This is a genomic window from Streptomyces sp. NPDC001717, assembly GCF_042892775.1.
Taxonomy (GTDB): domain Bacteria; phylum Actinomycetota; class Actinomycetes; order Streptomycetales; family Streptomycetaceae; genus Streptomyces.
In genome coordinates, this window is record NZ_JBIAUK010000004.1 from 1 (window position 1) to 24,956 (window position 24,956).

A 24,956-nucleotide genomic window follows, 5' to 3' on the forward strand; every position below is an offset into this window, starting at 1 on the left:
TACGCGGTGGGCGCCGTGAACAACACCGTCACCCCGTGGGCCTCGACCAACTCGGCCAGCCGCCGCGGGGACGCCTGCTCGACGAGCAGGGTCGAGGCACCCACCGCGAGCGGGAAGACGACCAGGCCACCCAACCCGAACGTGAAGGCCAACGGCGGAGTGCCGGCGAAGACATCGTCCGCCAAGGGCCGCAGGACGTGCCGGGAGAAGGTGTCGGCGTTGGCCAGCACGTCCCGATGGAAATGCAGGGTCGCCTTGGGCCGCCCGGTCGTACCGGAGGTGAAAGCGATCAGCGCCACGTCGTCCGCGGCCGTGGCCACCGCGGCGAACCGACCGTCCTTCGCCGCGCAACGCGCCACCAGATCGGCCTCGCCCGGGCCACCGTAGGCCAGCACGACCGGCGCGCCCGGCGCGTCCGGGGCCTCCGACAGGGAGGACGCATCACGTGTGGCGGCGGCGAGCTCGTCCAGATAGCGGTGGTCGCACACGGCCAAGGCGGGGCGGCCGATGTCGATCAGCTCGGCGAGCTCGGCGGCCCGCAGCAACGGCATGGTACTGACCGCGACACCACCCGCCTTCAGCACGCCCAACCACGTGGCGACCAGCCACGGGTTGTTGGGGCCGCGCAGCAGGACCCGGTTGCCCGGAACCAGACCGAAGTCCTCGGTGAGCACCCGCGCGACCTGGTTGACCCGTTCGAGCAGGTCTCCGTAGGTCCACCGCTCGGCGGGAGTCAGCAGACAGGGGCGCTCGGGCCCCCAACGCCGGACGGCTTCGTCCACCAGGCGCTCGGCGCAGTTGAGCCGGTCCGGATAACGCAACTCCGGCAGATCGAAGTGCAGTTCGGGCCAGAGGGGAAAGGGCGGGAGCCGATCACGACAGAACGTGTCGACATGCGCAGACGGGGAGAGCTCCATGGGGCGGCACCTCAATCTCGCGGCAGCGGGGAGCGGCAGGGAGGCGGTGGCCCGGTTCAGAGCGCCGGGATCCGCACGCGGACGGACTTCCCGGTCGCGTCGGCGGTGACGGTGAGCCCGCCGCCCAGCTCGGCGGTGAGCAGTTGCACGAGCAGCAGCCCGCGCCCGTCCTCGGATTCCGGGTCGGGTTCCACCCGGGGCGACGGCAGCCGGGGCAGCGTGGCGCCTTGGTCGGCGACCTCCAGGCGGAACCAGCCCCCGCCGCAGCTCAGGCCTATCCGCATGCGACCGGCGCCGGAATGCCGGACGACGTTGCCGACGAGCTCGCTCACCGCCAGCAGCAGGGCGTCGGCCGTGTCGGCGGGGACCGTCCAGCCTTCGAGGACGGCCCGTACGCGGCCCCTGACCTGCGGAACGTGCGCCGCGACGGGGTCCGAGACCCAGTGGACGAAGCTGCGGACCGTCTGGGGCGCGGGAATCGCGCAGCTGCCGGTGGTGAGGTGCATGACGTGCTCCCGGGGTGGGAAGGCGCCGCAGCCGCTGGGGGTGGCTCGTGCAACTGATCTCGAAGCCCGATCACGCCGGGGCTTGTGGTCAGCGGAAATGCGTCGCTAGAGTCCTTGATTACACGTGTAACACGCTACGCACACCCCGTCGGACCGCGCAAGCATTTCGGACAAACGTTACGAAACCCGAAACCTGCCCCGTCCGCCGGACCCACTCGCATCGGATCCGCACGGGATCCGCATTGGAAGGGCCGCAATGACCCAATCCCCTCCGGCCGCGTTCGACACCGCCGACACGGCCGACATGACCTGGCCTCCGCCGCCGTTCCAGAAGCCCGTACCGCCCGTGACCGGCACGGACGGCGTCCGGCGGTTCGACGGCATCACGTACGCGACGACCCCCGGCTACCGCCCGCGGCTGCTCGACGTCCAGGTCCCGGCCGGCGAAGGGCCGTTCCCCGCGGTCGTCTGGATCCACGGCGGCGGCTGGCTGGACGGCGACCGCCGCTACCCGCCGCCGACCGTGCCCGCCGCGCTGCTGCACGGGGCGGTGCTGGGGGCGGGCCTCGCGCTCGTCTCCATCGACTACCGGCACAGCCTGGAGGCGCCCTTCCCGGCCCAGCTGCACGACGTGAAGGCCGCCATCCGCTACGTCCGCCGCTTCGCCGGCGCCCTCGGCATCGACCCCGATCGCATCGGGGTCTGGGGCGAGTCGGCGGGCGGCCACCTGGCCGCCCTGGCCGGGCTCGTCGGCCCCGGCAGCCCGGACGGCCCGGCGATGGAGGGCGCGCACGGCGTCGGCTCCGGCGACACCGGAGTGCTGGCCGTCGTCGACTGGTACGGGGTCTCCGACGTGGTCGCCCTCTCCCGCCACCCCATGCCGGCGATGCCGACGGAGGTCGAGTTCCCGAACCCGTACGAGGCCCTGCTCGGTGCCACGGTGGACGAGCGTCCCGACCTGGCGCGGGCCGCGAGCCCGGTGACCTACGCGCAGGGCTCGAACCCGCCGCCGTTCCTGCTGGTGCACGGCACCCAGGACGGCCTGGTCCCGTACAGCCAGAGCGAGGCCCTCGCGGTTGAGCTGACGCGCGCCGGGGGCCAGGTCACCCTGCGGCCCGTCGACGGCGCGGACCACATCTTCATCGGCTCCCCCGACATCGTCGCGATCGTCGACGAGAGCGTGGCCTTCCTGGCCGGGCACCTCGGCGCCCAGGCCTGACGGCCGGCCCCGGCGCTCCAGGGCGGGGGTGCGGCTCGGACCGCGCCTCCGCCTTCCCCTCACCCCCGAACGGCACACAGCACACCCGGCTCGCGGCCGCCGCCGCGACCGCGAGAGGCAGTCATGTCCAGCATTCCCGCCACCCTCCCCACCACCAGACCCGGCGACCGCGAGGCGACGCGCAGCGGTGGCGTCCTCGTCCTGGCCCTCGCCCTCCTGGGAGCCGCCGGACTGGCGGCGCTCGTCGTCCGCCGGGACGTCACGAATCCGCCCTTCCAGGGGCTGGACGACCGGTGGCTGACGTGGATGGGCGGTCCGCACGAGGGCGTCTACGAGGCCCTGGCCTCGGTCCTGAACCTGTTCGGCGGCCCCTTCGGCATCGTCGTCCCCCTCGCCCTCCTCACCTTCCTGCTGGTGCGCGGGCGGTGGACGTCGGTCGGCTTCCTGCTCACCGTGTACCTCGGCGGCAACCTGCTCGTCGTGCAGTCGCTCAAGAACCTGGTGGACCGGCCCCGTCCCGCGAACCCGCTGGTCCGCGTAGACCACGGCTCCTTCCCGTCGGGCCACGCGGCCACGGCGGCCCTGCTGGTGGTGGCCGCGGGCGTGCTGCTCGTCCCGATGGCCCGGCGCCGGGCGTGGTGGCTCGGGGGCGCGGTCTTCACCCTCGCCATGATGTGGAGCCGGACCTGGCTGCACGCGCACTGGATCAGCGACACCGTTGCCGGAGCGGCCGCCGGAGCGGGAGCCGGTCTGCTGGTCTGGTGGATCTTCCAGCCCGCGCTCGCCCGGGAGCACGCACGTGGTCACGGCCGTCGGGGGGCGGCCGTGGACACGGACTGACCGGGCGACGGCAGGCCCGTCGGCGTCCGCGCCGGCGGGCCTGCCGCTCAGGAGCCGCTCAGGACGTCCCGCGGTGCACCAGGACGGCTTCCACCGGCGGGACCACGGGCGCCGTGCCCGATTCGACGAGTTCGTGGACCGTGTCCGCGATCAGGGCGGGTGACGGCAGTTCGAGCCGGATCGTGGTGAGCGGGGGCTGCTGGAGGCTGGAGAGGACCAGGTCGTCGGAGCCGACCACCGCGACGTCCTCCGGTACGGCGATCCCCTCGGCCCGCAGCGCGTGCATGAGCAGCGTCGCGTACTCGTCGTTGTAGGCGAAGACCGCGTCCAGGCCGAGGCTGCGCCAGCGGCGGGCGAGGGCCGTCGCCGAATCGGTCGTGTACGCGAGCTCCACGGGGGTGACGGTGGCCATGTGGCGGGCCGCGACCGACTCGGCTCCCGCGAGGCGGGGCTGGGCGAGGGTGCCGAGGCCGCGCTCCATGGGCATGACCACGCCGATCCTGGTCCTGCCCCGGGCGATGAGGTGTTCGGCCGCCGTGGCACCGATGTCGGCCCCTTCCAGGCCGATGGTGTGCACACCCTCGACGGGGCGGGCCGCGAAGGCCAGCAGACCTCGGACGCCGGCGCGGGCCAGGAGCTCGGCGGCCTGCGGCGTGAAGCGGTCCCCGTCGAGGGCGACGACGGCCGCCGGGCGCAGTTCGGCCCAGGCCCGGGCGGCGTCCAGCGGATCGGCGAAGCGGCCCGCGTGCAGCACCGCCGTGTAGCCGTGGCGGTCGAGCTCGCTGTGCAGTTCGTCGACCCAGTCGCTGACGAGGCGGCCGATCGCGGAGATCGACGAGGGCATCAGGACCAGGTTGCTGCGGCCGGCCCGCAGGGAGCGGGCGGCCGCGTGCGGGACGTAGCCGAGCTGCTTGGCGGCGTCGAGCACGCGGGCGCGGGTGTTCGCGCTGACCCGGTGGCCCTGGGTGTCGTTCAGGACGAAGGAGACGGTGGCCCGGGACACCCCTGCGAGACGGGCCACGTCCGCACTGGTGATGGACGCGGGGACCTGCGTGTCTTTGGCCATGACGTCCCTCGACGATCCTCTTGCCGCTCGTGTGTCGCTCGCTCCGACCTTTCCCTGTCAGGTTACACGAGTTACAGCCGGTGATCCGGGTTACACGGACGGCCGCCCGGGGCCGAAGAGGAGCCGGGAGTCACCGGCGAGGTCGCCGAGGGCCGTCACGACCGAGTCGAAGCGCATCGTGGTGCGGGTCCCCGTGTCGTACGGGTCCCAGGCCGGCATGTCGGGGTGGTTCGGGTCGCCGGTGCGGACGAAGGAGATCCAGGCCCGGTGCATGGTGTGGGCGAGGCCGTCCCGGACGGCGGGTGCGAGCCCGGCCAGGAACGGCGCGTGCGCCCACTGGTCGAAATTGTCGAAGACGAAGGGGAGTTCGAGGCAGTGCGCGGCACCGAGCCGACCCTCGTGCGCGGGGGTCGGCAGGTCGAACTGGTAGGCGTGCACGGGCCGCCCCGCCCCGGCCATGGCCTCGGCCAGCCGGACGGCCGGGATCCTGAAGAGCTCGTCGGTGATGAGGTCCATGAGGACGTCGGCCGGACGTGATCCGGGGCGGGTCCGCTCGTAGGCCGCGTACACCCCGGCGGCCGAAGCCGCCCCGAAGGTCCGCGCGATCCGGTCCGTGACCTGCTCCCGGGTGGCGGCGGCGTACCCCTCGTCGAGGGCGAAGCCGAAGTTGGCCTCCTCCCGCGTCCACCCGATGACCACGTCGATACCGGCGGCCTCGGCCCGGAGCAGGGATTCGGCCGGGTGGTGATGGAGGGTGATCCCGTCGATCACGGGCAGGAACGGCGTCGGCCAGTACCCCCACCGCATCGTGTGCGCGAACAGTCCGGCGCCCGCGGCGATCAGCTCCTGCCAGGGGAGGGCCCGCAGTCCGTGGACGTCCTTGGCACCACACAGCTCCAGGTAGGCGGCGGTGCGTTCGAGGTAGGTCTCCGGTTCGGGGAACTCCAGCCCGAGGGGCGGGCTCTGCAGGACGACCCGCCGGATCAGCTCCCGCGCCTGCGGGTGTCCCACGAGGGCGGCCGTGGACACGGCGCCGCCGGACTGACCGGCGACGGTGATCATGTCGGGGTCACCGCCGAACGAGGCGATGTTCTCCTTCACCCAGCGCAGGGCGGCGAGCTGGTCGGTGAGCCAGTGGTTGCCGCCTTCCTCTGGCGCGTCGCCGTACGGGCCGAGGTACAGGTAACCGAGCGGCCCGATGCGGTAGTTGATGCTCACGACGACGAGGTCGCCGTCGCGCGCGAAGGTCGCGCCGGAGTAGCCGGGCAGCGAGCCGGAACCGGAGACGAAGCCGCCGCCGTGGATCCAGACGAGCACGGGCCGGCGGGCGGCGTCGGCGGCCGGCGTCCAGATGTCGAGGGTCAGGCAGTCCTCGTCGAAGGGGGGCGACCCGTGCCCGCCGAGCACGGGGTCGCCCTCCTCCCGGTACATCTGCGGGGCGCTCGGCCCGTCCGCGGTGGCGTCCCGGACCCCGCTCCAGCCGGGATGCGGCCGTGCGGCCCTCCAGCGCAGGTCCCCCACGGGCGGTTCGGCGTAGGGCACCGCCCTGAAGACGGCGAGACCGTCCTCGACCACCCCTCGGAGCGAGCCTGCGGGCGGGTCCACCAGCACGTGGTCCGGGGCCGGGGATTGAGGCATGAGCAGATCCTTCCTGGCTGCGCCGCCGGACACGGACCGGCCGGCACCCCGAGATTATTGCGCGAATTTGGCGACCGTCAACTGTTCGTCATATCCATGATCAGAGCCAGAGGGTGCCCGAGGCCATGCGCCGCGCCTCCTCCTCCAGCATCGGCGCGAACGCCCGCCACAGCACCAGGCAGACGCCCAGGCCGAGCACGAGGCCGGCGATGGTGTCGGTGAGCCACTGGGCGTGCAGCCAGGTCCGGCTCGCCATCATGGCGAGGACGTACGCGCCGCCGACGGGCCACCACCAGAGCCGGGCGCGCGGCGGGAACGCCAGCACGGCGACCACGAACACGAGCGCGACCGCGCTGAACACCTGGCCGGAGGGGTACGAACCGTCGTTGACGAGGACCGCCGGGTACGGGGGGCGCGGGCGGTCTGCGAGCGCCTTCAGTGGCAGGACCGCCAGGAGGTTGGCCCCGACGGCCGCGGTGAAGGCGAACAGTCCCGAGCGCCAGCGGCCGTATACGCAGAGGCAGCCGATGAGCCCGAGCGGCAGGACCAGTCCGATCGGACCGCCGAGCCGGTCGAGCACGAGGACCATGCCGTCGGCGGGGCCGTGCACCGAGGCGGCCCAGCGGTCGTCGAGCCCCTGGAAGAAGGGGCGTCCCCCCTGGCCGAGCAGCACGGCGACCAGGAGCGAGACGAGCAGCAGACCCAGCCCGAGGCCGAGCGCGTATCGGGGCGGGGCCGCCGGAAGGTGATGGCGGGCGGGCGGTGTGGGGTGCTGCGCACGGGAGGGCGCGGAGGACGGAACGGACGGCATGGCGTGCCTTTCACGATCGCCACCCCGGGCGGCGGGGCGGGGCGTACGGGGGATGAGCGGTGCGGTGCGGTGCGGACGCGCGGCGGTACCACGGGCCACGCGGACCCGGGCTCGCAGCCCGAGCCCCGGCTCAGCGAGCGGGGCCACGGCCAACCGGGCGACGGAAACGGGGGACGGGGACGGGGGACGGAAGACGGGGAGGAACGACGGGGAACGGAACGGCACCGGCCCACGACGTACGTCGACACCGACACGAGGCCGGTACGAACACCAACGCTGACGCTGACAGGGACCGGTCCCGACGTCGATGTCGATGCCGATGCCGGCGGCGCGGTGTCGGCGCCGAGGCCCAGGCCTGAGCCGCACCAAGGCCGAACCCAGGGCACAGGCCGAAGCCAGAGCCGAGGCCCGAGCCCAGGCCAAAGCCGGAGCCGGAGCCAAGTCCAGGACCGACGCCAAGACCAGGCCAGAGCTGGAGCCAAGCCCGGGCCGGAGCCGAGGCCCGGGCCCGAGCCGAGACGTGGGCACAGACCGGAGTCGGCCGGGGTCGCGGACCGGGCTGGGGGACGGGGGCGGGGCGCCGTCGGTGAGCCGTGGCCGGTTGCCGCTTCGCGGGGTTCGGCGCCGGCCCGCGGTTCGGGCCGGACGCTCGCCGGGGAGCGGCGGCACGGGCCGGCGGGTTTGCCCCCGGCACGGGGTCTCGCCGGGCCGGAGGCAAGGGCGTTGGGGAATTCTGGGCGTCGACGCGGTGGCGGGGGCCGCGTACGGGACGTACTCGGACGTTCCGCCGAACATCGGGTGCACCTCCCGGCGGTGGCCGGGAAGAGGTGCGGTGCCGGGCGGTGCGTGCCGAGCGGGATCCGGATGGGATCGCCCGGGGTGCCGCGCGGGAACGCGGGGCGGCAGCGCCGGCAAGGCAGCCGGCGACGGGTCGTCGCGGTGCGGCACGGAGTATTGCCGATGCGTGACGGCCACCACAAGGGCAAGAAGGTTTTCCGACACAACGGCCCAGTTCAGTGGCCGTGAAACGGCGGTTACACGTCACATCACGCCGACTCCCCCGTCGGTCACGATCTGCACAACGACCCTCCACAGGCACTAGTGCAGCCCGGAAATGGGTGCTACACAGTCTCCAGCGCACTTGGTGACACGTGTAACAACATCAGGTGAACTCGCAGCCGCAACCCGCCCGCACCACCGTGTCCCGTCCGCCGCCCCTCCCGGCGACGCCGCTTCCCGGAGTCCGACCGCGGGACAGCGCTCCCCCTCGCACGCCACCTCCCCGTTCCGTCCCCCCGAGGAGTCGTCATGGCCACGCACGAAAACGAAGTCGCCGATCCGGCCGCATCCGCCACCGCCACCGCCACCGCCACCGCGGAGCCTCCCCGTCAGCGCGGGCTCCTGCCTCTGCTGCTGGTGGCCAACTCCTCGATGCTCGCGGTCTACATGGGCGTGGGATCGGTCCTCCTGCCCACCCAGGTCGCCGCGATCGATCCCGACAACAAGGTCGCCGTCCTCGGCCTCATCGGCGGCATCAGCGCGATCTTCGCGACCGCCTTCAACCCGATCGCCGGCGCGCTCTCCGACCGCACGGGGCGCCGCAACCCGTGGATCGTGGGCGGAGCCCTCGGAGCCCTCGCCTGCCTGGCCTTCCTCGGGAACGTGACCACGGCCCTGCTCGTCGGCATCGCCTGGTGTCTGGTCCAGGCGACCATGAACGTCTACCAGGCCGCCGTCACCGCGATCGTGCCCGACCGCGTCCCGGTCGCCCGCCGCGGCACCGCGTCCGCCCTGGTGGGTCTGGGCCTGCCCATCGGCGGCACGGTCGGCGTGCTGATCGCCTCGCAGACGGCCTCCCACCTGCGCACCGGCTACCTCGTCTTCGGCGCGGTCGTCGCCGTGTCCGCGCTCCTGCTGACCACCCTGTGCCGGGACGTCCCGCGCACCGAGCCCGCCCCCGACCCGACCGCCAAGCCCAAGGGGGCGCAACTGGCCGCCTTCCTCTCGGCCTTGGCGAACCACGACTTCCGGTGGGCGTTCATCGGCCGCGCCCTGATGGTCCTCGGCTACTTCTCCGTCGTCGGGTACCAGCTGTACATCCTCGACGACCACATCGAGCTGCCCGCCGGGCTGACCGCGCCCGCCGCGATGGCCGTGCTCACCCCGGTGTCGATGGTCGCGATGGCGGTCTCCACCCTGCTCGGCGGGATGCTGTCCGACCGCTGGGACCGCCGCAAGGTGTTCGTCGGCGTCTCCGCCGCGCTCGCCGGGCTCGTCATGGTGGTCCCGGTCGTCAGCCCGACCTGGACCGGGATGCTCGTGTTCAGCGCGCTCAACGGGCTCGCCTTCGGCTGCTTCATGGCCGTCGACACCGCGCTCGTCACCCTCGTCCTCCCCAGTGCCGAGGACGCCGCCCGCGACATGGGCGTGCTCAACATCGCGAACGCCGGACCGCAGATCATCGCCCCCTTCGTCGCCTCCGCGATCGTCACCTCCCTGGGCGGCTACACCCCGCTGTTCCTGGTCGGCGGAGCCCTCTCCCTGATCGGCGCGCTCGCCATCCTCCCGATCCGCAGCGTGCGCTGACCCCTCCTGCTCCGGCGGGCGCGTGCCGAGGGTCGCGCGTCCGCCGGTCTCCAACCGGTTCACCCTCTTCCGCTGCAACTCCCTTACGAGGAGCGCTCCGTGAGACTCAAGCGTGTTCTGCCCCTGGCCGCCCTGATGTTGTGCACGTCGACCGTGGCCGGGACGGCACCCGCGCTCGCCGATCCGCAGGCGTCGCCGACCCCGTCCGGCGGCCCGCTGCGGATCCTGCTCACCAATGACGACGGGTACAACGCGCCCGGCATCCGCAAGGCCTTCGAGCGGCTGACCGCCGCCGGGCACGACGTCACGATCGTCGCCCCGCTCACCAACCAGAGCGGCACCGGTACGAAGATGGCCGGCTCCCCCACCGTCACGGTGAAGCACCCCGAGCCCAAGGTGTGGGCCGTGGACGGCACTCCGGGCGACTCGGTGGCCTTCGGCCTGGCCCAGGTCTTCGCCGGCCGCGCCCCCGACCTGGTGGTGTCCGGCACCAACTTCGGCCCGAACGTGGCCGGTCTGGCCAACCACTCCGGTACGGTCGGCGGCGCCGTCGCCGCCCTGGAGCACGGCGTGCCGGCCATCGCGCTGAGCACCGGCGGCACTTCCGCGCCCGATCCCGTCACCACCGTCAACGCGATGGGCCCGACGCTGGACTTCGCCGTCAAGCTCATCGACCGGCTGCGCTCGCGGGCCCGCTCCGGGGCTCTGTTGCCCGAGGGCGTCGGCCTGAACGTCAACCACCCCGTCGTCGGCGCCGACGGCAAGGGCACCGCGGCCGGTGTGTCCGCCACCTTCCAGGACCCGCAGACCGTCCTGGAGCCGGAGTACGCCGACGCCGGCGACGGCACCTGGAAGATGACCGTGAAGGTGGCCCTGCGCCCGGCGGCCAGGGGCGGTGACGTCGAGGCCGTGAACGCGGGCCGGATCGCGGTCAGCCCCATGAACGCGGACTGGAACACGGGTCCGGCCGACACGGCCGTGACCGCCGCGCTGCTGGCCGGTCTGCGCCCGTGAATCGCCCGCCGAGGGCCCTGCTCTGTACGGTCCTCGCCCTGGTGGCGTCCCTGCTCGTCCCCGCCGTACCGGCGGGGGCGCTGCCCGGCGGGTCCCCGCGTCCGGTGGTCACCGTGGCGCAGGGTGCCCTGCGGGGGCAGGGGGCGGACGGGGCCGAGGAGTTCCTCGGGGTCCCGTACGCCGCTCCCCCGGTCGGGGCCGCCCGGCTGCGGGCCCCGCAGCCGGCGCCCGGGTGGCGCGGGGTGAGGGAGGCCGTGCGCCAGGCGCCGGCGTGCGTGCAGTTCTCGCCGTTCGGGCTGCGCGATCCGCAGGCCGTCAGCGAGGACTGCCTGTACCTGGACGTGTACCGGCCCCGGGGCGCCCGTCCCGGTGCCCGCCTCCCGGTGGTGTTCTGGATGCACGGGGGTGCGTACAGCCAGGGCACGGGAACGCAGTTCGGCGGGCGCACCATGGCCGATCTCACGCAGAGCGTGGTCGTGAGCATCAACTACCGTCTGGGGCAGCTCGGTTATCTGGAGCTGCCCGAGCTGGCCGCGGAGAACGGTTTCCGGTCCGGATCCTTCGGGCTGATGGACCAGCTCGCGGCCCTGCGGTGGACGCGTGAGAACATCGCCGCCTTCGGCGGGAATCCGGGCAGCGTGACCCTCTCGGGGCAGTCCGCGGGCAGCGGTTCGGTCTGCGTGCTGCTGGCCACCCCGTCGGCCGCCGGTCTGTTCCACCGGGCCGTGCTGCAGAGCGGGCCGTGCACCTTGCTGCGTACGCCCGACGGCGCGCGGGCCGAGGCCGAGGCGCGGGACTTCGCCGGGAAGGCCGGGTGCGCGGACCGGGCCGCGGTCGTCGCGTGCCTGCGTTCCGCCCCGGCATCGGCCCTGACCGGGGCCGCGGGGACGCTGCCCACCTCGGGTCCGGCTTCGGGTGACGGGCTGCTGCCGGTCGATCCGGCGGCGGCGATCGGGAGCGGGGCGTGGAACAAGGTTCCGGTCCTGATCGGGAGCACCCGTTCCGAGGCCCGGTTCTTCGTCGCGCTGACGCAGCCCCGGCTGACGGAGCAGGAGTACACGGCTCAGGTCCTGGCGACGCACGGGGCGGCCGGTCCGGAGGTACTGGCCCGCTATCCGGTGTCGGCGTACGGCTCGCCGTACCTGGCGCTGTCGGCGGTCATGACCGATTCGTCCCTCGCCTGCCACACCGCGTGGACGGCCCGGACGTTCGCCTCGCAAGTGCCGACGTACGTCTACGAGTTCGACGATCCGGACTCGCCGACGCTGGCCGGGGCGCAGGTGCCGGGGCTGGACGAGTCGAACGCCCACAGTGCGGAGCTGGCCTATCTGCACGACTTCACGATGGGCGAGCGACCGCTGACCCCGGTCCAGGTCGCGCTCGGGACGCGGATGAAGCGCTACTGGGGTGCCTTCGCGCGCTTCGGCTCGCCCGTCGTGCCGGGTCAGACCGCGTGGCCGGCCGCCGGCCCGGACGCCACGGTCCTCGTCCTGAACCCGGCGGCGACCCGGACGACCGGCTCGTTCGAGGCGGACCACCAGTGCGCGTTCTGGCGGTCGCGGGTCTAGGTCGTGGGTGTCCGGCGGCGGCGACGGCGGCGGACGGCCGTCACCGCGGCCCCTGCGAGCAGTACGAGGGCGGCGGAGACCGTCAGGAGCCAGACGGGGACTCCGCCGCCCACCGTGAGCAGTTCGTCGTGGTAGACGGTCCGGCGGTACGGGGTGTCCTTCGCGGTGGCGCGCAGTTCGTGGTCGGCGTCGATGCGGCCCGGTTCCGGGAATTCCTGGTCGATCGAGGTGAGGAACGCCTCTTTTCCTCCGGTGAGTTCGGCGAGCCGGCCGCCGGCGGGGGTGACCGTGCCCGCGAAGGTCACCTCCGGCGCGGCGCCGCCGATGCGGGAGACCGGTTCCATGCGGTGTTCGGCCAGGACGTACAGGCCCAGGGACTGGGGGGTCTTGGCCATCCGGGAGAGCCGCATCGGGTAGACCAGCCGGTCGCTGTCGAAGCCGATCCGCAGCGGGTCCAGTTCGCCGCGCAGTTTCTTGCCGGGTTCGCGCGGGGCGAGGCGGACCGCCACGTACTCCCACTTCTGGTCGACGTAGGGCTTGACCTCGGTGGCGAGCCGGTCGGGAAGGGTGAAGCCGTTGGACTCCAGCCAGTGCTTCAGGGCGTCGGGGTCGGTGGCCGTCAGGCGGGCCACGTCGAAGTCGCCGAGCTGCTCCCGGCCGACGACGCCGACCCCCGGAGCGCGCGAGGTCGGCGGGGCGGCGCCGACGGCGTCGCCCTGGCTCGAGGAGAACGGCCAGTCCTTGTTCCGCGGCCAGAAGTAGTGCCGGGTCCTGTGCTGGGGCCGGGTCTGCTCCGCCAGTTCGTCGAACAGCCTGCCGTCGCCGAGTTGCACCGTGGCCCGTCCCGGGACCGGCATGATCCAGGCGGCCCGGTCCGCGTCCCCCCGTACGACGAACCGCATGACGATCTGTTCGGTGCGGCCGTCCCAGCGCACGGCGGAGGTCTCCCGGTCGACGCCGATCCGGGACTGGCCGTACGGGACCATGGCTCCGCATCCGCAGGCGTAGGCAGGGCTGATGAGGGAGCCCAGCTGGGTCGCGAGCAGGGCGAGCAGCAGGGCGGCGATCCTTCGTTTCATCCACACGGGGTCTTTGACGGACACCCGTGCGATCCGGTTCCGACCCCCCTCGCAGACCCGCCCGACCTGGGCTCATACTGTGCTGCATGACGGAGAGCGAGAGACCGCAGCGTGCCCTGCGGCGCCAGTCCGACCCGGCGCGCAGCCCGCTGGTTCCGGACTCGGTGGAGGCGGAGATCCGGCGTCACGACTGGGATGCGATGGAGTGCGGCTGCGGCCGTTCCGCGGGTCATCTGGTGGGCGCCGTACGGGACGCCGCCGAGGGGCATCCCTCCGCTTTCCGGGCGCTGGAGGGGCACGTCTTCTTCGGGGAGGACCTGAAGCCGCCCGCGCCGGCGGCGTGCGGCGTCCTGATGGCCGTCTGGTCCGCGGGTCCGCCGCGGCAGTCCACCCGCGAGGCCCTGCTGTGGACCCTGCTGGCGCTGCTGTGCACGGTGGACGACGGCGGCACGCACGAGGCGGGACTGCACGGCCAGTGCGCCGCCTTCATCCGCACCGGCACGGAGGGCTTCCGCCGCGAACTGGCCACGGCCCCGGGTTCGGGGGCCGCCGCGTACGCGGAGGGCATCCTGGAGATCCTCGGCGTACGGGCCTGAGGCCGTCGCCGATGGCCCGGGGCTTCGGCGACGGCCATGGGTCGGCGGGTCGGCGGGGCAGGGGCAGCTGATGCGGGTGTCGCCCGAGTCCGTGGTGCAGGTGTCGAAGTCGGGGCCTGTTCACGCGGCGCCGTCCACGACCGGGCTGTACTGCGCCCACTGGGCGCCGGGGTCCCCACCCCCGGGGGATATGCCACTGATCAGCTGATGATGCGCCGTGGCACGGGCGCCTGCGCATGCACGTCGGGACCGACCGGTCCGTGCCCTTGCCGGGGGCCGGCTACGAGGGGTCCACCGCCAGGCAGTCGCGCAGCAGGGCCGGCGTGACCTCCTCCAGGGAGTTCACGAAGGTCCGCCGCGGGGAGCGCGGGACAGGGATCAGGGACGGGACGATCAGGAGCCCGCAGCCCGCGGCCTCGGCCGAGGCCGCGCCGTCCGGTGAGTCCTCCACCGCCACGCACGCCTCCGGTACGAGGCCCAGCCGTTCGGCGGCGATCCGGTAGGGGTCCGGGTGCGGCTTGGTCCGGGAGGTGTCGTCGGCGGACATGGTGAAGGCGAAGGGGACATGGGCGAGCGAGCCCCCGACCACCGAGTCCACGACCACCCTCGGTGAGGCGCTGACGAGGGCGAAGGGCACTCCCTCCGCCTCCAGTACGGACAGCAGCCGCTGCGCGCCCGGGCGCATCGGCGCCCCCGCCTCCACCTTGCGGAAGAAGTTCCCGGTGAGGGCGAGCGCCACCTCGTCCGGGTCTCCCCCTCGCGAGACCCGGACGAGGTGTGCGGCGGTGTCCTCGACCGCGCGGCCGACGACCTCCGGCGCGTCCGCGTCGGTGAGCCGGTGGCCGAGGGAGTCCGCTACCTCCTCGGTGGTCCGCCACCACAGCACCTCGGTGTCGACGAGGGTGCCGTCCATGTCGAACAGGACCGCGGCGGGGGCGTTCACGCAGGCCTCGCCACGACGAGCACGGGGCGCTCGGCGAGCGCGACGGCCGCCCGCGCGCCGGGGACCAGGGCTTCGGCGTCCCGCGAGGCGAGGTCCGCCTTGACGGCCACGCCGCCGGGCAGTTCCAGGTGGAGGCGGGTGACGGCGCCGAAGAAGGAGGCGGAGACGACGGTGGCGGTGCCTTCGGAGTCGGCGCTCGCCGTCACGTTCTCGGGGCGTACGAGGACCTCGACGTCCGGCGTGGACGGGACCGGGCCGTCGACGGGGAGGCGCGAACCGGCGACCTCGACGAGGCCGGAGTCGGTGAGGCGTCCGGGCAGTCGGTTCATGGTGCCGACGAACTCGGCGACGAACGGGGTCGCGGGGCGTTCGTACAGTTCGGCGGGGGCGGCGCACTGTTCGAGCTTGCCGGCGTTCAGGACGGCGACCCGGTCGGCCATGGAGAGGGCCTCCTCCTGGTCGTGCGTGACGAAGATCGTCGTGATGCCGAGGGAGAGCTGGAGGCGGCGGATCTCCTCGCGCAGGTTCGTCCTTACCTTGGCGTCCAGGGCGGACAGCGGCTCGTCCAGCAGGAGCACGCGCGGGCGCAGGGCCAGGGCGCGGGCGAGCGCGACGCGCTGCTGCTGGCCGCCGGACATCTGGTGCGGGTAGCGGTCGCCGTGGTCGGGGAGGCCCACCAGGTCGAGGAGTTCGGCGGCGCGTTCGCGGCGCTCGGCCGCGCCGACCTTGCGGACGCGCAGGCCGAAGGCGACGTTGTCGCGGGCGTTGAGGTTCGGGAAGAGGCTGTACGACTGGAAGACCATCCCGGCGTCGCGGCGGTTGGCCGGGACGCGGGTGATGTCCTGTCCGTCGACGAGGACTTCGCCGGAGTCGGGCTGTTCGAAGCCGGCGACGACGCGCAGCGCGGTGGTCTTTCCGCAGCCGGACGGGCCGAGCAGGGCGATGAGTTCGCCGGGTTCGACGGTCAGGTCGAGTCCGTCGAGGGCGACCGTGGAGCCGAAGGCCCGGCGCAGGCCGCGGAATTCGACGCGCGCTCCACCGGTGGGCTCGGCGGGGTCCAGGGGCTTCCTGGCCGCGGGGAGGGTGGTGGACATGGGAGGTCAGGACTCCTTGCGGGAGGTGGTGGCCGCTGCGGTGGTGGGGTTGGTCCCGGCCCGCGAGAGGGCGAGCAGCAGCAGCCAGGTGATCAGGAGGCTGAGGATGGAGACGGCCACCGACATCCGGGCCTGGGCTCCGGAGATGGAGACGATCCACACCGCGAAGGGCCGGAAGCCCAGCAGGGAGGCGATGGTGAACTCGCCGAGTACCAGGGCCAGGGTGAGGAAGGCGGCGCCGGCCAGGGAGGCCCGCAGGTTCGGCAGGAGCACGCGCAGCACGACGTACGGCCAGCTCGCGCCGCAGCTGCGGGCGGCTTCGACCAGGGTGGGCACGTCGACGGCGCGCAGGCCGGCGTCGAGCGAGCGGTAGACGAACGGGAGCGCCAGCACCGTGTAGGCGAGGACCAGGACGACGGGGAAGTTCTCGTTCTGGACGGCGATGAACGTCTGGTAGAGCGGGGTCCGCGACAGGTGTTCCGGTCCCCAGCGCAGCACGGTGGTGATCCCGGTGACCAGGGCGATCGGCGGGACCACCAGCGGGAGCATGCACATCACCTCGACGACGGGTCGCAGTCGAGGGGAGCCTATGCGTACCGCGACCAGCGCGGGCACCGCGAGCAGCAGCGACAGCGCGATGGTCGCGGCGGCGAGACCGAGGGAGAGGAGCAGGCTCCGGGTGAAGCCTTCCGCTGCGAGGAGATCGGTGTACGCCTCGAAGGTGATGCCCTGGCCGGGCACGTGCACGGTGAAGACGAAGGAGGCGACGAGCGGGAGGAGGAAGTAGGTTCCGGCCAGGAGCAGGACGGCTCCGCGCCAGATCCTCGGCCGGGGCCGGGTGCGGGCGGTCTTCGCCGGGGCCTCGGCCTGCTCGGGGGTGCGGGTGGCGGTGGGGGTCATCGCAGCCATCGGGCGCTCCGTCGCTGGAGGGGCAGGTAGACCGCCATGACCAGGCCGGCGATCAGGATCATGTCGAGGCCGAGGGCGAGCGCCACGTTCTCCTGGCCGGTGAGCACGTTCCCGGACAGCGCGTCCGCGATCTTGAGCGTGACCAGCGGTACGGAACCGCCGACGAGCGCGGCGGCCGTCGCGTGCGCGGCGAAGGCCGTGCCGAAGAGCAGGACGAATCCGCCGAGCAGGGAGGGCGCCAGCACCGGCAGGCCCACGTGGCGCCAGAACTGCCATCCGGTGGCGCCGCTGTTCTGGGCGGCCTCGCGCCACTGGGGGCGCAGTCCCTCCAGTGCGGGGGCGATGACCAGCACCATGAGGGGGATGAGGAAGTACAGGTAGACCACGGTGAGACCGGTGAAGGAGTACAGGTTCCAGCCGAGGTCGGTGAGGTCGCCGAGCTGGGTGAGGACTCCGGAGATGCCCGCGGTGGCGATGAACGCGAACGCGAGGGGCACGCCGCCGAAGTTGGCGAGCACGCCGGAGGCGGTGAGCGCGGCGCTGCGCAGGGCGGTGGAGCGGGAGGTGACCACGGCCTGGGCGATGACGACTCCGAGCACTCCGCCGAGCAGTGCGGTCAGGGCGGAGAGCTGGACGCTGCCGATGAGCGAGCCGAGGTAGGGGCCCTGGAGCGAGCGGGCGAGGTGTTCGCCGGTCAGCTGTGTGGCGCCGCCGTCGGGGTCGGTGCGGGTGACCGCGCCGAAGGCCATGGCGCCGAGCGGGATGCCGAAGCAGAGCCCGGTGAAGACGAGGAGGGGGAGGGTCGCGAGCCAGGTGCGCGGACCGCGCCGCCGGCGGCGGCTGGTGCTGCCGCCGGCGGTCCCCACGGGACGAGGGGTGGTGGTGGACATCAGGAGAGGGCCTTGTCCCACTTCTCGGCGAGGGTGGCCTTGGCCTTGTCGAGCTCGGTGGAGGCCGGGAAGGACGGGGTGCCCTGGACCTGCGGGAGCTTGGTGACGGCGTCCTTGTCGACGGTGCCGTCCTGCGTCATGACGGGGAGCAGGACCGGGCGGGCGTGCCCCTTCAGCCACAGGTTCTGGCCCTCGGCGCTGTAGAGGAACTCCATCCACAGGCGGGCGGCGGCCGGGTTCGGGGCCTCCTTGTTGATGGCCTGCGAGTAGAACTGGGCGTAGACGCCGTCGGTGGGGACGGCGACCTTCCAGTCGACGCCCTTGCCCTTGAACTGCTCGGCGTAGCCGGCGTTCAGGTAGTCCCAGTCGATGGAGATGGGCGTCTCGCCCTTCTCGACGGTGGCCGGGGTGGACTCGACCGGGATGAAGTTGCCGCTCTTGCGCAGCCGGCCGAAGAAGTCGATGCCGGGCTGGATGTCGGCGAAGGAGCCCTTGTTGGCGAGGGCGGCCGCGTAGACGCCACCGAAGGCCGAACCGGACTTGGTCGGGTTGCCGTTGAGGGCGACCTTGCCCTTGTACTCGGGCTCCAGCAGCTCGGCGAAGGTCTGCGGGCACTTGCTGATCTTCGCGGCGTCGCAGCCGATGGAGACGTAGCCGCCGTAGTCGTTGTACCAGCGGCCGTCGGCGTCCTTCTGACCGGCCGGGATCTTGTCCCAGGCGGCCACCTTGTACGGGGCGAAGAGGTTCTCGCCGGCGCCGCTGCGGGCGAAGGCGATGCCGAGGTCGAGGACGTCGGGGGCGCGGTCCTGGCCCTTTCGGGACTTGACGGCGGCGATCTCGTCGGAGCTGGAGGCGTCCGGGTTCTCGCTGCTGACCTTGATCTTGTACTTGGCCTCGAAGGCCTTGATGATCTCGCCGTAGTTCGCCCAGTCCGGAGGCAGGGCGATGACGTTGAGCTTGCCCTCCTTCTGCGCGGCGGCGACGAGGGCTTCCAGCGAGCCGAAATCGGCGACCGAGGTGGCGGTGGCCGGCTTCGCGCCGTTCTTGGCACCGTCGCCGCCGGAGGCCTTGGTGTCGGGGGCGGCGCCACACGCGCTGAGCGTGGTGAGGACGGCGGCGCTGAGCAGTACGGCCGCACCGCGACGGGCGGAGGAACTGAGCACGGTCTCTCCCGGAGACTTAGTGGGGTCCACTTGTCTGAACAAGTTGGCTCCAGTTCGCCCGGTCTCACTGTACGGACGGTGAACGGAGTCTGGACCGGGAGGCACGACTCGACGAAGACACGACAATGACCGAAAGAAGTCGTGACAAGGCATGTTGGAATGATCATGAGCGTGGACACCGAAGGGGTGATCCGCACGCACCGGTCAGGGGGCGAGGGGCATGGGCACGGTCAGATATCTGGAGATCGCCGACGCGCTGCGCCGGGCGATCCTCTCCGGTGAGCACCCCGTGGGCTCGCAGCTGCCCTCCGAGAGCGACCTCGCCGCGCAGTGGTCCGCATCGCGGGGAACCGTCCGCCAGGCGGTGGCCACGCTGGCCTCCGAAGGGCTGATCGGTTCCCGGCAGGGCGCGCGGAGGATCGTTCTGCGCCACGAGCGGCGGCACAGTTTCGGCGAGCTGAACAGCTTCGCCCAGTGGGCCGAGGGGCTCGGGCACGAGGCCGCCAGCCGGTTCCTCTCCCGTACGCGCCGGCCCGCCACCGCCGAGGAGGCCGAGCGGCTCACGCTGGAGCCGGGCGCGGAGGTCCTCGCGGTGCTGCGGCTGCGCCTGCTCGACGGGGAGCCCACCATGGTCGAGCGGACCGCCTATCCCGGCTGGATCGCGGCGGCCGTCGAGGCGATGCCCGAGGACTGCCGCTCCATCATGGACCTGCTCGCGCAGGACTCCGGGGTCGTCGCCCACTACGGCGAGCACCTCATCGACGCCCTCCCGGCCGGCAGTGAGGACGCCCGGCTGCTGGAGGTCCGCCGCGGAACCCCGCTGTTGCGCCAGCGGCACGCCTCCGCGACGGCGGCCGGCCGCCCGATCGAGTGGTCCGACGACCGCTACCGGGCCGGCAGCGTCGTTTTCAGTGTGAGCAACTCGTCAGTAGCCACCCCACTGGAGCGGCGCGCCGGCGACGGTTGGACCGAGGCCGCTTCGGGGACGGCGTAGACCGAGGCCGCTTCGGCGATGGCGGCCGGCAGCCAGTCCGAGACCCGGCCGAAGTCGAAACCCAGGGAGGCGGCCCGGGTGTTGTCCATGGCGTAGGCGCGGTCGAAGGAGAAGGGCGAGGCTTCGACGCCCTCCCCCACCACCCGGTAGCGCGGGCGCCGCCCGACCCGCTCGGCGACCAGCTCGCTCAGCTCCCTGGCGTCCAACGCCCCGTGGGAGGCCGCGTTGACCGGCCCGGTGAAGCTCTGGCCGGCCGCCCAGTACAGCAGGTCCGCGATCTCCGTGTGGTGGATGAACGAGGTCGCGTACGGGGCTTGGTGGATGTCGACCGGGGTGCCCGCGGCGATCCGCTCCGTGTAGTGCGCGAGGCGCCCGGTGAAGTCCGCGGCGCCACCGCCCAGGACGTGGGCCGTGCGCACGGACACGTACGGGAAGACGGGATCCCGCAGGAAGACGGCCTCGGCCCGCCGCTTGCCGTCGGCGTACTCGAAGGCGGGACCGCTCCCCTGCAAGGCCTCCGCCCGCAGCGGGTCGAGGGAGTCCTCGGTGACGGGGACCGGGCCGCCGCCGGCCGTGGGAGCGGGGAGGGTGGCCGGGTCGTAGACCTCCATCGTGGAGGTCATCACGTAGCGTCCGGTCCGCCCGGCGAAGACGCGCCGGGCGACGGCGGCCTGCCGCGGCGTGTAGCAGACCTGGTCGACGACGGTGTCGAAGGTGCGGCCACCCAGCGCCGCCCGCAGTGCTTCCTCGTCGTCGCGGTCGGCGACGAGCCGGTCGACGCCGGAGGGCGGGGCGCTGGAGCCCCGGTTCAGGAGCGTGACCTCGTGTCCCGCGTCGCGGGCCTTGGTGACCAGGGACTTTCCGAAGTACCGGCTTCCGCCGATGACAAGAATCGTGTTCATGTGCTCGACTCTGCCGCTGTATCGTCCCCAGCGGAACTGCTGATCGACTGAACCGGTATGAAGGAAAACTGATGATCGATGTTCAGCGGCTGCGCGTCCTGCGGGCGGTGGCCGAGCACGGCAGCTTCAACAGGGCCGCCGGGGCGCTGCTGTTGACCCCGTCGGCCGTCTCCCAGCACATCGCCGCCCTGGAACGCGGCCTGGGCCACCCGGTGGCGGTCCGCAGCACGCGCGGTGTCACCCTCACCGAGCCCGGCCGGCTGCTGGTGGAGGCCGCCGAGACGATCTCCGCCGAACTGGACCAGGTCCGGCACGAGATCGACCGTTTGACCGCCCCTCGGCCGCGGTTGACCGTCGCGACCTTCACCAGCGGGGGCCGGCACCTGTTGCCCGGGGCACTGTCCCGGTTCGTGGCCGCGCATCCGGAGGTGGAGCTGACGGTACGCGAGTGCGAGCCGGAGGACGCGGTGCCGATGGTGCGCGCCGGGGCGGCCGACCTCGCGCTGAGCTACCACTTCGACGGCCCGCCGCCGGTCGGGGCGGGCGGCCGTCCGGGGCTCGACTGGCTGCCGCTGATGGAGGATCCGCTGTGGCTGGTGCTGCCCCGCGCGCACCGGCTCGCGGACCGCTCCTCGCTGAGCCCGGCCGAGCTCGCCGGGGAGCGCTGGGTGCTCGGCTGCCTCAAGACCGAGGCGTTCCTGCGCCGTTACGCGGAGCAGGCCGGCTTCGACCTGCTGGTCGGGGCGTCGACCACCGACTACTTCTTCGCGCAGACGCTGGTCGCGGCGGGCGTGGGGGTCTCCCTCGTCCCGGAGGTCTCGCTGGCTCCGGACCCTGTCGCGGAGTTGAGCGTGGTCCGGGTCGAACCCCCGCGTCCGGCACGACACTTCGGGGTGCTGCTCCCCCGTCGACGGCGCCCGCGCCCGTACGCCGATGCCCTGACCGAGGCCCTGACCGCTGCCGCCGCCTCCGCGCGGGAGGGAATCCGCCCGTGAACCACCTCCTGTACGGCCTCGCTGCCAATCCGGCGCTGCCGCCCGACCTGCTCGACCGGATGGTGGCGCTGTCGGTGGCGGCTGATCCGGACGACGACGACGCCACCATGCTGGATCTGGCCCTGGGCGATCGCACCGACCTCGGGCGCGCGCGGGCGCAGGCCCTCGCCTCACGGGACGAGGCCACCGCAGTCCGACTGGCGTACGGCGGGCAGCTCGACGCCGACGACGTCGATCCCGTGAAGTGGCCCGGGCCCGCCGTCGCACTGCTCGACGAGGGCATCGACCGGCCGGAGTGGGCCCGCCTCCTCGCCGTGCACCCCGATCCCGGTGTCCGGTGGCGGCTGGCGTCCTGCCCCGGGCTGCCGCCGGACGTCGTGGAGACGCTCGCCGCCGACCCGGACACGGGCGTGGTGGCCGAACTCGCCCTGTGGGCCACGACGACGGAGGTCGCGACCCGGCTCGCCCTTCATCCGCACGCGGAGGTCCGCTACTCGGCCGCCCTCAACGAGGCCGCGGACCCGGCCGTGCTGGCCGCCCTGATCACCGGCGAGGGCCTCGAACCGGCCGTGTCCTGTCTGGTCTGCGATGCCAAGGACGTCCCCTTCACGCATCACCCGTACTGCCCGGATCCCGATTGCGAGCTGCGGCCGGGCGCCGAGTGCGACGGGGCGCACGGCTCCACGGTCCTGGAGACGTGGGAGCGGGCGGCGCGCAACCCGTCCACACCGGCCGGTGCGGCGGCCTCCCTCGCCGGTCATCCCTCGATGCTCGTGCGCTGGGCACTGGCCGAGCGGTCCGATCTGCCGCGGGAGGTCCACGCCCGGCTCGCGGAGGATCCCGTTCCTGCCGTCCGGGAGGCGGTGGCCGGGAACCCGGCGGTCGGTGAGGAGCTCGTCCGGGCCTTGGCCTCCAACCCCTCGCAGGAGGTCCGCCGAGCCGTCGCCCATCACCCGGACCTGCCGCTCGACGTACTGGCGGACCTGGCCCGGTCCACCCGGATCGGGCCCGTGCTGCTCCCGCGGATCGCAGCGGCCACGCCCCGCGAACTCACGGAGCTCGCCGGATCTCGGCACGGGGCGGTACGGATGCTCGTCGCGCAGCGGCGCGATCTGCCGCCGGCGTTGCGCGACGCGCTGGCCACCGATCCGGACGCCGCGGTGGTCGCGTCCGTCGCCCCGCACCCCGGGCTGTCCGAGGAGCGACTCCGGGCCATGGTGGCGGCTCACGACGGACGCGTGGCGGCCGGGGTGGCCGCCAACCCGGACGTCCCGGGAGCGCTGCTGGCGGAGCTCGCCCGCAGGGAGCCACCCGTACGCAAGGCCCTGAAGGCGATCGCCGTCCACCCTCACGCGACGGCGGAGGCCCTGCTGCCGTGCCTGGCCGACTCCAAGGCCGCCCGTTTCGCGGCCGGCCATCCGGCACTGACTCCTGCGGTCCTCGTCGGCCTCCTGGCCGACGCCGACTGGCAGGTCGTGGAGGCGGCGGCCGCGAACCCCTCCCTCCCGCCCTCCGTGATGGAGGACCTGGTACGCCGCTATACGGATCCGGGGGTGACCAGGCCCGTCTCGTAGGCGACCACCACCGCCTGGGCCCGGTCGCGCAGCGACAACTTGGCGAAGATCCGGGCCACATGGGTCTTCACGGTGGCTTCGCTGAGGGTGAGGTCCCGGGCCAGTTCGGCGTTGGAGCGGCCGTGGCCCATCAGGGTCAGCACCTCGCGCTCGCGCGGGGTCAGCGAGTCGAGCCCCGGATGCGCGGCGGCCTCGGGCCCGGGCCCGCAGCGCTCGACCAGGCGGCGGGTGATCGACGGGGCGAGCAGCGCGTCGCCGGTGCCGACCAGGCGGACGGCGGCGGCGAGGTGTTCGGGGGTGACGTCCTTGAGCAGGAACCCGCTGGCCCCGGCGGCGAGGGCGGCGTAGACGTAGCTGTCGAGGTCGAAGGTGGTCAGCATGATCACCCGGCATTCGGGGGCCTCGGCGAGGATCCGTCGGGCGGCTTCGAGACCGTCCATGTTCGGCATCCGGATGTCGAGCAGTACGACGTCGGGCCGCGTCCGCCGCACCAGCCCGACGGCCTCCACCCCGTCGGCGGCGACCCCGACCACGTCGATCCCCCGGGCCGTCAGGATCAGCCGGAAGCCGGTGCGTACGAGTTCCTGGTCATCGGCGATCACCACCCGGGGAGCGGGCACGGGCGCGGTCACGGTCGTCACGGTCGCTCCAGGGGGAGGCGCGCCCGCACGCGGTAGCCGCCGCCGAGCCGGCGGCGGGCGTCGAGGTCGCCGCCGTAGACGGCGACGCGCTCGCGCAGACCGAGCAGCCCGCGCCCGGTCCCGTCGGCCTTGGCCGCACCGGCCTCCGCGGCGGACCCGGCCGCGCCGTCCGCGCCCAGGCCGGCAGGGCCGGCGGAGCCGACCGTGCTCGGGCCGCTCGTGAGCACCTCCACCCGCAGCGCGTGTTCCGCGTACCGCACCGTCACGTCCGCCGTGCCCCCGTTTCCGTGTTTGAACGCGTTGGTCAGCGCCTCCTGGATGATCCGGTACGCCGTGACGTCGATCCCCGCCGGCAGCGGCCGGGGTTCACCGGACACCCGTACCTCCACCGGCAGGCCGGCGAAGGCGAACTTGTCGATCAGCGGACCGAGTCTGGCGAGGGTCGGCTGCGGTTCCGTGGCCGCCCGGGCTGCGCCCGCGGCGTACGGTTCGTCCCTGCCGTCCTGCGCCGGCGCCAACAGCCCCAGCAGGTGACGCAGTTCCGTCATCGTGGTCCGTCCCGCCGCCTCCACGGCGCCCATCGCCGCGGCGGCCTCCTCCGGCAGGGTGTGCAGCACTTCCCGGGCGGCGGCCGCCTGGACCACCATCAGGCTCACGTTGTGGCTGACGATGTCGTGGAGCTCCGCCGCGATCCTGGCCCGTTCCCCGTCCACGGCGGCGCGGGCCGCGCTCTCCCGTTCCCGTTCCAGCAGCCAGCCGCGTTCCCCCAGGGCCGCCGCGTGCCCGCGCCGGGCCCGCACCAAGGCCAGTCCCAGCCCCGCCGCCACGATCGCGGCGAGGCACGCGACGGCCACCGCGGTGATCGTTCCCACCCTCGGATCCCCCGTCCGTCCCCCGTCCGTCCCCCGTCATTCTGCCGGACGGGCCGGGCGAGGCGCGTACATCCCCGGGATGACCTGCGCGGCCCCTTACATCCGGGGACCGACGCCGGGCCCGCGGCCCCCGCCTTAG

The 24,956-nt window shown here is 73.2% G+C and carries 23 protein-coding genes; 9 read left to right on the forward strand and 14 right to left on the reverse strand.

From position 1 onward, the window contains the following. Nucleotides 1-917 (reverse strand): AMP-binding protein (locus ACFYZL_RS09600; protein WP_388677633.1); only part of this gene is annotated, 917 nt, incomplete at its 3' end. 56 nt (nt 918-973) lie between these two features. Further along, nucleotides 974-1,423: an ATP-binding protein gene (locus ACFYZL_RS09605; RefSeq protein WP_384759191.1), complete on the reverse strand. Its 450-nt coding sequence runs from the start codon at nt 1,421-1,423 to the stop codon at nt 974-976. Between the two features lie 256 nt (nt 1,424-1,679). On the opposite strand from ACFYZL_RS09605, the gene ACFYZL_RS09610 reads away from it, so the two are divergent. Together ACFYZL_RS09610 and ACFYZL_RS09615 are read left to right on the forward strand one after the other, a co-directional pair. Further along, nucleotides 1,680-2,642 (forward strand): alpha/beta hydrolase fold domain-containing protein, encoded by a 963-nt coding sequence (locus tag ACFYZL_RS09610; protein ID WP_384759188.1) that lies wholly within the window; start codon nt 1,680-1,682, stop codon nt 2,640-2,642. 123 nt (nt 2,643-2,765) lie between these two features. Continuing rightward, nucleotides 2,766-3,482, forward strand: coding sequence for a phosphatase PAP2 family protein (locus ACFYZL_RS09615; RefSeq protein ID WP_384759185.1), 717 nt, complete (start codon nt 2,766-2,768; stop codon nt 3,480-3,482). Between the two features lie 58 nt (nt 3,483-3,540). Here ACFYZL_RS09615 and ACFYZL_RS09620 read toward each other — a convergent pair whose 3' ends face one another. From ACFYZL_RS09620 to ACFYZL_RS09630, 3 genes are all read right to left on the reverse strand, one after another. Beyond that, on the reverse strand, nt 3,541-4,548 hold the full coding sequence (locus ACFYZL_RS09620) for a LacI family DNA-binding transcriptional regulator (RefSeq protein ID WP_384745323.1): 1,008 nt from the start codon (nt 4,546-4,548) through the stop codon (nt 3,541-3,543). A 90-nt stretch (nt 4,549-4,638) separates the two neighbouring features. Further along, a complete protein-coding gene (locus ACFYZL_RS09625) occupies nt 4,639-6,186 on the reverse strand; it encodes a carboxylesterase/lipase family protein (RefSeq protein ID WP_388677637.1) in 1,548 nt (515 codons plus the stop codon). Nucleotides 6,187-6,286: 100 nt separating this feature from the next. Beyond that, nucleotides 6,287-6,997 (reverse strand): phosphatase PAP2 family protein, encoded by a 711-nt coding sequence (locus ACFYZL_RS09630; protein ID WP_384745319.1) that lies wholly within the window; start codon nt 6,995-6,997, stop codon nt 6,287-6,289. 1,308 nt (nt 6,998-8,305) lie between these two features. Here ACFYZL_RS09630 and ACFYZL_RS09635 point away from each other — a divergent pair. The 3 genes from ACFYZL_RS09635 (at nt 8,306) to ACFYZL_RS09645 (ending at nt 12,165) form a co-directional block, all read left to right on the forward strand. Further along, nucleotides 8,306-9,583, forward strand: a complete 1,278-nt coding sequence (locus ACFYZL_RS09635; protein ID WP_388677640.1) for an MFS transporter — start codon at nt 8,306-8,308, stop codon at nt 9,581-9,583. A gap of 99 nt (nt 9,584-9,682) precedes the next feature. Next, nucleotides 9,683-10,597 (forward strand): 5'/3'-nucleotidase SurE, encoded by a 915-nt coding sequence (gene surE / locus ACFYZL_RS09640; protein ID WP_384745317.1) that lies wholly within the window; start codon nt 9,683-9,685, stop codon nt 10,595-10,597. Next, a complete protein-coding gene (locus ACFYZL_RS09645; RefSeq protein ID WP_388677644.1) occupies nt 10,594-12,165 on the forward strand; it encodes a carboxylesterase/lipase family protein in 1,572 nt (523 codons plus the stop codon). Before surE ends, ACFYZL_RS09645 begins: the two co-directional genes overlap by 4 nt. Here the strand turns inward: ACFYZL_RS09645 and ACFYZL_RS09650 are convergent. Next, nucleotides 12,162-13,244, reverse strand: a complete 1,083-nt coding sequence (locus ACFYZL_RS09650; protein WP_384745315.1) for a DUF2330 domain-containing protein — start codon at nt 13,242-13,244, stop codon at nt 12,162-12,164. The genes ACFYZL_RS09645 and ACFYZL_RS09650 overlap by 4 nt on opposite strands. 86 nt (nt 13,245-13,330) lie before the next feature. Between ACFYZL_RS09650 and ACFYZL_RS09655 the strand changes: the two genes are divergently transcribed. After that, a complete protein-coding gene (locus tag ACFYZL_RS09655; RefSeq protein ID WP_388677647.1) occupies nt 13,331-13,840 on the forward strand; it encodes a hypothetical protein in 510 nt (169 codons plus the stop codon). A gap of 280 nt (nt 13,841-14,120) precedes the next feature. Here the strand turns inward: ACFYZL_RS09655 and ACFYZL_RS09660 are convergent, their stop codons facing one another. The 5 genes from ACFYZL_RS09660 to ACFYZL_RS09680 are packed head-to-tail and all read right to left on the reverse strand — an operon-like array spanning nt 14,121 to nt 18,839. Further along, complete coding sequence (locus ACFYZL_RS09660; RefSeq protein ID WP_388677650.1) at nt 14,121-14,783, reverse strand: HAD family hydrolase; 663 nt, start codon at nt 14,781-14,783, stop codon at nt 14,121-14,123. Next, on the reverse strand, nt 14,780-15,877 hold the full coding sequence (locus tag ACFYZL_RS09665) for an ABC transporter ATP-binding protein (protein ID WP_384745310.1): 1,098 nt from the start codon (nt 15,875-15,877) through the stop codon (nt 14,780-14,782). The genes ACFYZL_RS09660 and ACFYZL_RS09665 overlap by 4 nt, the downstream gene beginning before the upstream one ends. A 6-nt stretch (nt 15,878-15,883) precedes the next feature. Further along, the gene (locus ACFYZL_RS09670) at nt 15,884-16,786 is read right to left on the reverse strand and encodes an ABC transporter permease (protein ID WP_388677654.1); all 903 of its coding nucleotides are present in this window, start codon (nt 16,784-16,786) and stop codon (nt 15,884-15,886) included. Next, a complete protein-coding gene (locus tag ACFYZL_RS09675) occupies nt 16,774-17,676 on the reverse strand; it encodes an ABC transporter permease (RefSeq protein ID WP_388677657.1) in 903 nt (300 codons plus the stop codon). The genes ACFYZL_RS09670 and ACFYZL_RS09675 overlap by 13 nt, the downstream gene beginning before the upstream one ends. Beyond that, nucleotides 17,676-18,839 (reverse strand): ABC transporter substrate-binding protein, encoded by a 1,164-nt coding sequence (locus tag ACFYZL_RS09680; protein WP_388677659.1) that lies wholly within the window; start codon nt 18,837-18,839, stop codon nt 17,676-17,678. Before ACFYZL_RS09680 ends, ACFYZL_RS09675 begins: the two co-directional genes overlap by 1 nt. A gap of 220 nt (nt 18,840-19,059) precedes the next feature. On the opposite strand from ACFYZL_RS09680, the gene ACFYZL_RS09685 reads away from it, so the two are divergent. Then, entirely contained in the window at nt 19,060-19,833 is a 774-nt protein-coding gene (locus tag ACFYZL_RS09685; protein WP_388677662.1) for a GntR family transcriptional regulator, read from the forward strand. On the opposite strand, the gene ACFYZL_RS09690 is transcribed toward ACFYZL_RS09685, so the two are convergent. Next, nucleotides 19,725-20,735, reverse strand: a complete 1,011-nt coding sequence (locus ACFYZL_RS09690) for an NAD-dependent epimerase/dehydratase family protein (protein ID WP_388677665.1) — start codon at nt 20,733-20,735, stop codon at nt 19,725-19,727. The two genes, ACFYZL_RS09685 and ACFYZL_RS09690, sit on opposite strands and share 109 nt — an antisense overlap. Nucleotides 20,736-20,806: 71 nt before the next feature. On the opposite strand from ACFYZL_RS09690, the gene ACFYZL_RS09695 reads away from it, so the two are divergent. Next, complete coding sequence (locus ACFYZL_RS09695) at nt 20,807-21,730, forward strand: LysR family transcriptional regulator (protein ID WP_384745300.1); 924 nt, start codon at nt 20,807-20,809, stop codon at nt 21,728-21,730. Then, nucleotides 21,727-23,304 carry a hypothetical protein gene (locus ACFYZL_RS09700; RefSeq protein WP_388677668.1) on the forward strand — a complete coding sequence of 526 codons (1,578 nt, stop codon included), beginning with the start codon at nt 21,727-21,729 and terminating at the stop codon, nt 23,302-23,304. Before ACFYZL_RS09695 ends, ACFYZL_RS09700 begins: the two co-directional genes overlap by 4 nt. On the opposite strand, the gene ACFYZL_RS09705 is transcribed toward ACFYZL_RS09700, so the two are convergent. Further along, the gene (locus tag ACFYZL_RS09705) at nt 23,268-23,936 is read right to left on the reverse strand and encodes a response regulator (RefSeq protein ID WP_384745326.1); all 669 of its coding nucleotides are present in this window, start codon (nt 23,934-23,936) and stop codon (nt 23,268-23,270) included. The genes ACFYZL_RS09700 and ACFYZL_RS09705 overlap by 37 nt on opposite strands. A 5-nt stretch (nt 23,937-23,941) precedes the next feature. Further along, on the reverse strand, nt 23,942-24,817 hold the full coding sequence (locus ACFYZL_RS09710) for a sensor histidine kinase (protein WP_388677671.1): 876 nt from the start codon (nt 24,815-24,817) through the stop codon (nt 23,942-23,944). Nucleotides 24,818-24,956 lie beyond the last annotated feature (139 nt).

What these genes read in the sequence shown, in the direction of transcription:
- ACFYZL_RS09630 (WP_384745319.1), bottom strand. Translation starts at nt 6,997, where the DNA reads ATGCCGTCCGTTCCGTCCTCCGCGCCCTCCCGTGCGCAGCACCCCACA.
- ACFYZL_RS09685 (WP_388677662.1), top strand. Translation starts at nt 19,060, where the DNA reads ATGGGCACGGTCAGATATCTGGAGATCGCCGACGCGCTGCGCCGGGCG.
- ACFYZL_RS09690 (WP_388677665.1), bottom strand. Translation starts at nt 20,735, where the DNA reads ATGAACACGATTCTTGTCATCGGCGGAAGCCGGTACTTCGGAAAGTCC.
- ACFYZL_RS09605 (WP_384759191.1), bottom strand. Translation starts at nt 1,423, where the DNA reads ATGCACCTCACCACCGGCAGCTGCGCGATTCCCGCGCCCCAGACGGTC.
- ACFYZL_RS09695 (WP_384745300.1), top strand. Translation starts at nt 20,807, where the DNA reads ATGATCGATGTTCAGCGGCTGCGCGTCCTGCGGGCGGTGGCCGAGCAC.
- ACFYZL_RS09670 (WP_388677654.1), bottom strand. Translation starts at nt 16,786, where the DNA reads ATGGCTGCGATGACCCCCACCGCCACCCGCACCCCCGAGCAGGCCGAG.
- ACFYZL_RS09635 (WP_388677640.1), top strand. Translation starts at nt 8,306, where the DNA reads ATGGCCACGCACGAAAACGAAGTCGCCGATCCGGCCGCATCCGCCACC.
- ACFYZL_RS09615 (WP_384759185.1), top strand. Translation starts at nt 2,766, where the DNA reads ATGTCCAGCATTCCCGCCACCCTCCCCACCACCAGACCCGGCGACCGC.
- ACFYZL_RS09610 (WP_384759188.1), top strand. Translation starts at nt 1,680, where the DNA reads ATGACCCAATCCCCTCCGGCCGCGTTCGACACCGCCGACACGGCCGAC.
- ACFYZL_RS09650 (WP_384745315.1), bottom strand. Translation starts at nt 13,244, where the DNA reads ATGAAACGAAGGATCGCCGCCCTGCTGCTCGCCCTGCTCGCGACCCAG.
- ACFYZL_RS09675 (WP_388677657.1), bottom strand. Translation starts at nt 17,676, where the DNA reads ATGTCCACCACCACCCCTCGTCCCGTGGGGACCGCCGGCGGCAGCACC.
- ACFYZL_RS09665 (WP_384745310.1), bottom strand. Translation starts at nt 15,877, where the DNA reads ATGTCCACCACCCTCCCCGCGGCCAGGAAGCCCCTGGACCCCGCCGAG.
- ACFYZL_RS09625 (WP_388677637.1), bottom strand. Translation starts at nt 6,186, where the DNA reads ATGCCTCAATCCCCGGCCCCGGACCACGTGCTGGTGGACCCGCCCGCA.
- ACFYZL_RS09620 (WP_384745323.1), bottom strand. Translation starts at nt 4,548, where the DNA reads ATGGCCAAAGACACGCAGGTCCCCGCGTCCATCACCAGTGCGGACGTG.
- ACFYZL_RS09655 (WP_388677647.1), top strand. Translation starts at nt 13,331, where the DNA reads ATGACGGAGAGCGAGAGACCGCAGCGTGCCCTGCGGCGCCAGTCCGAC.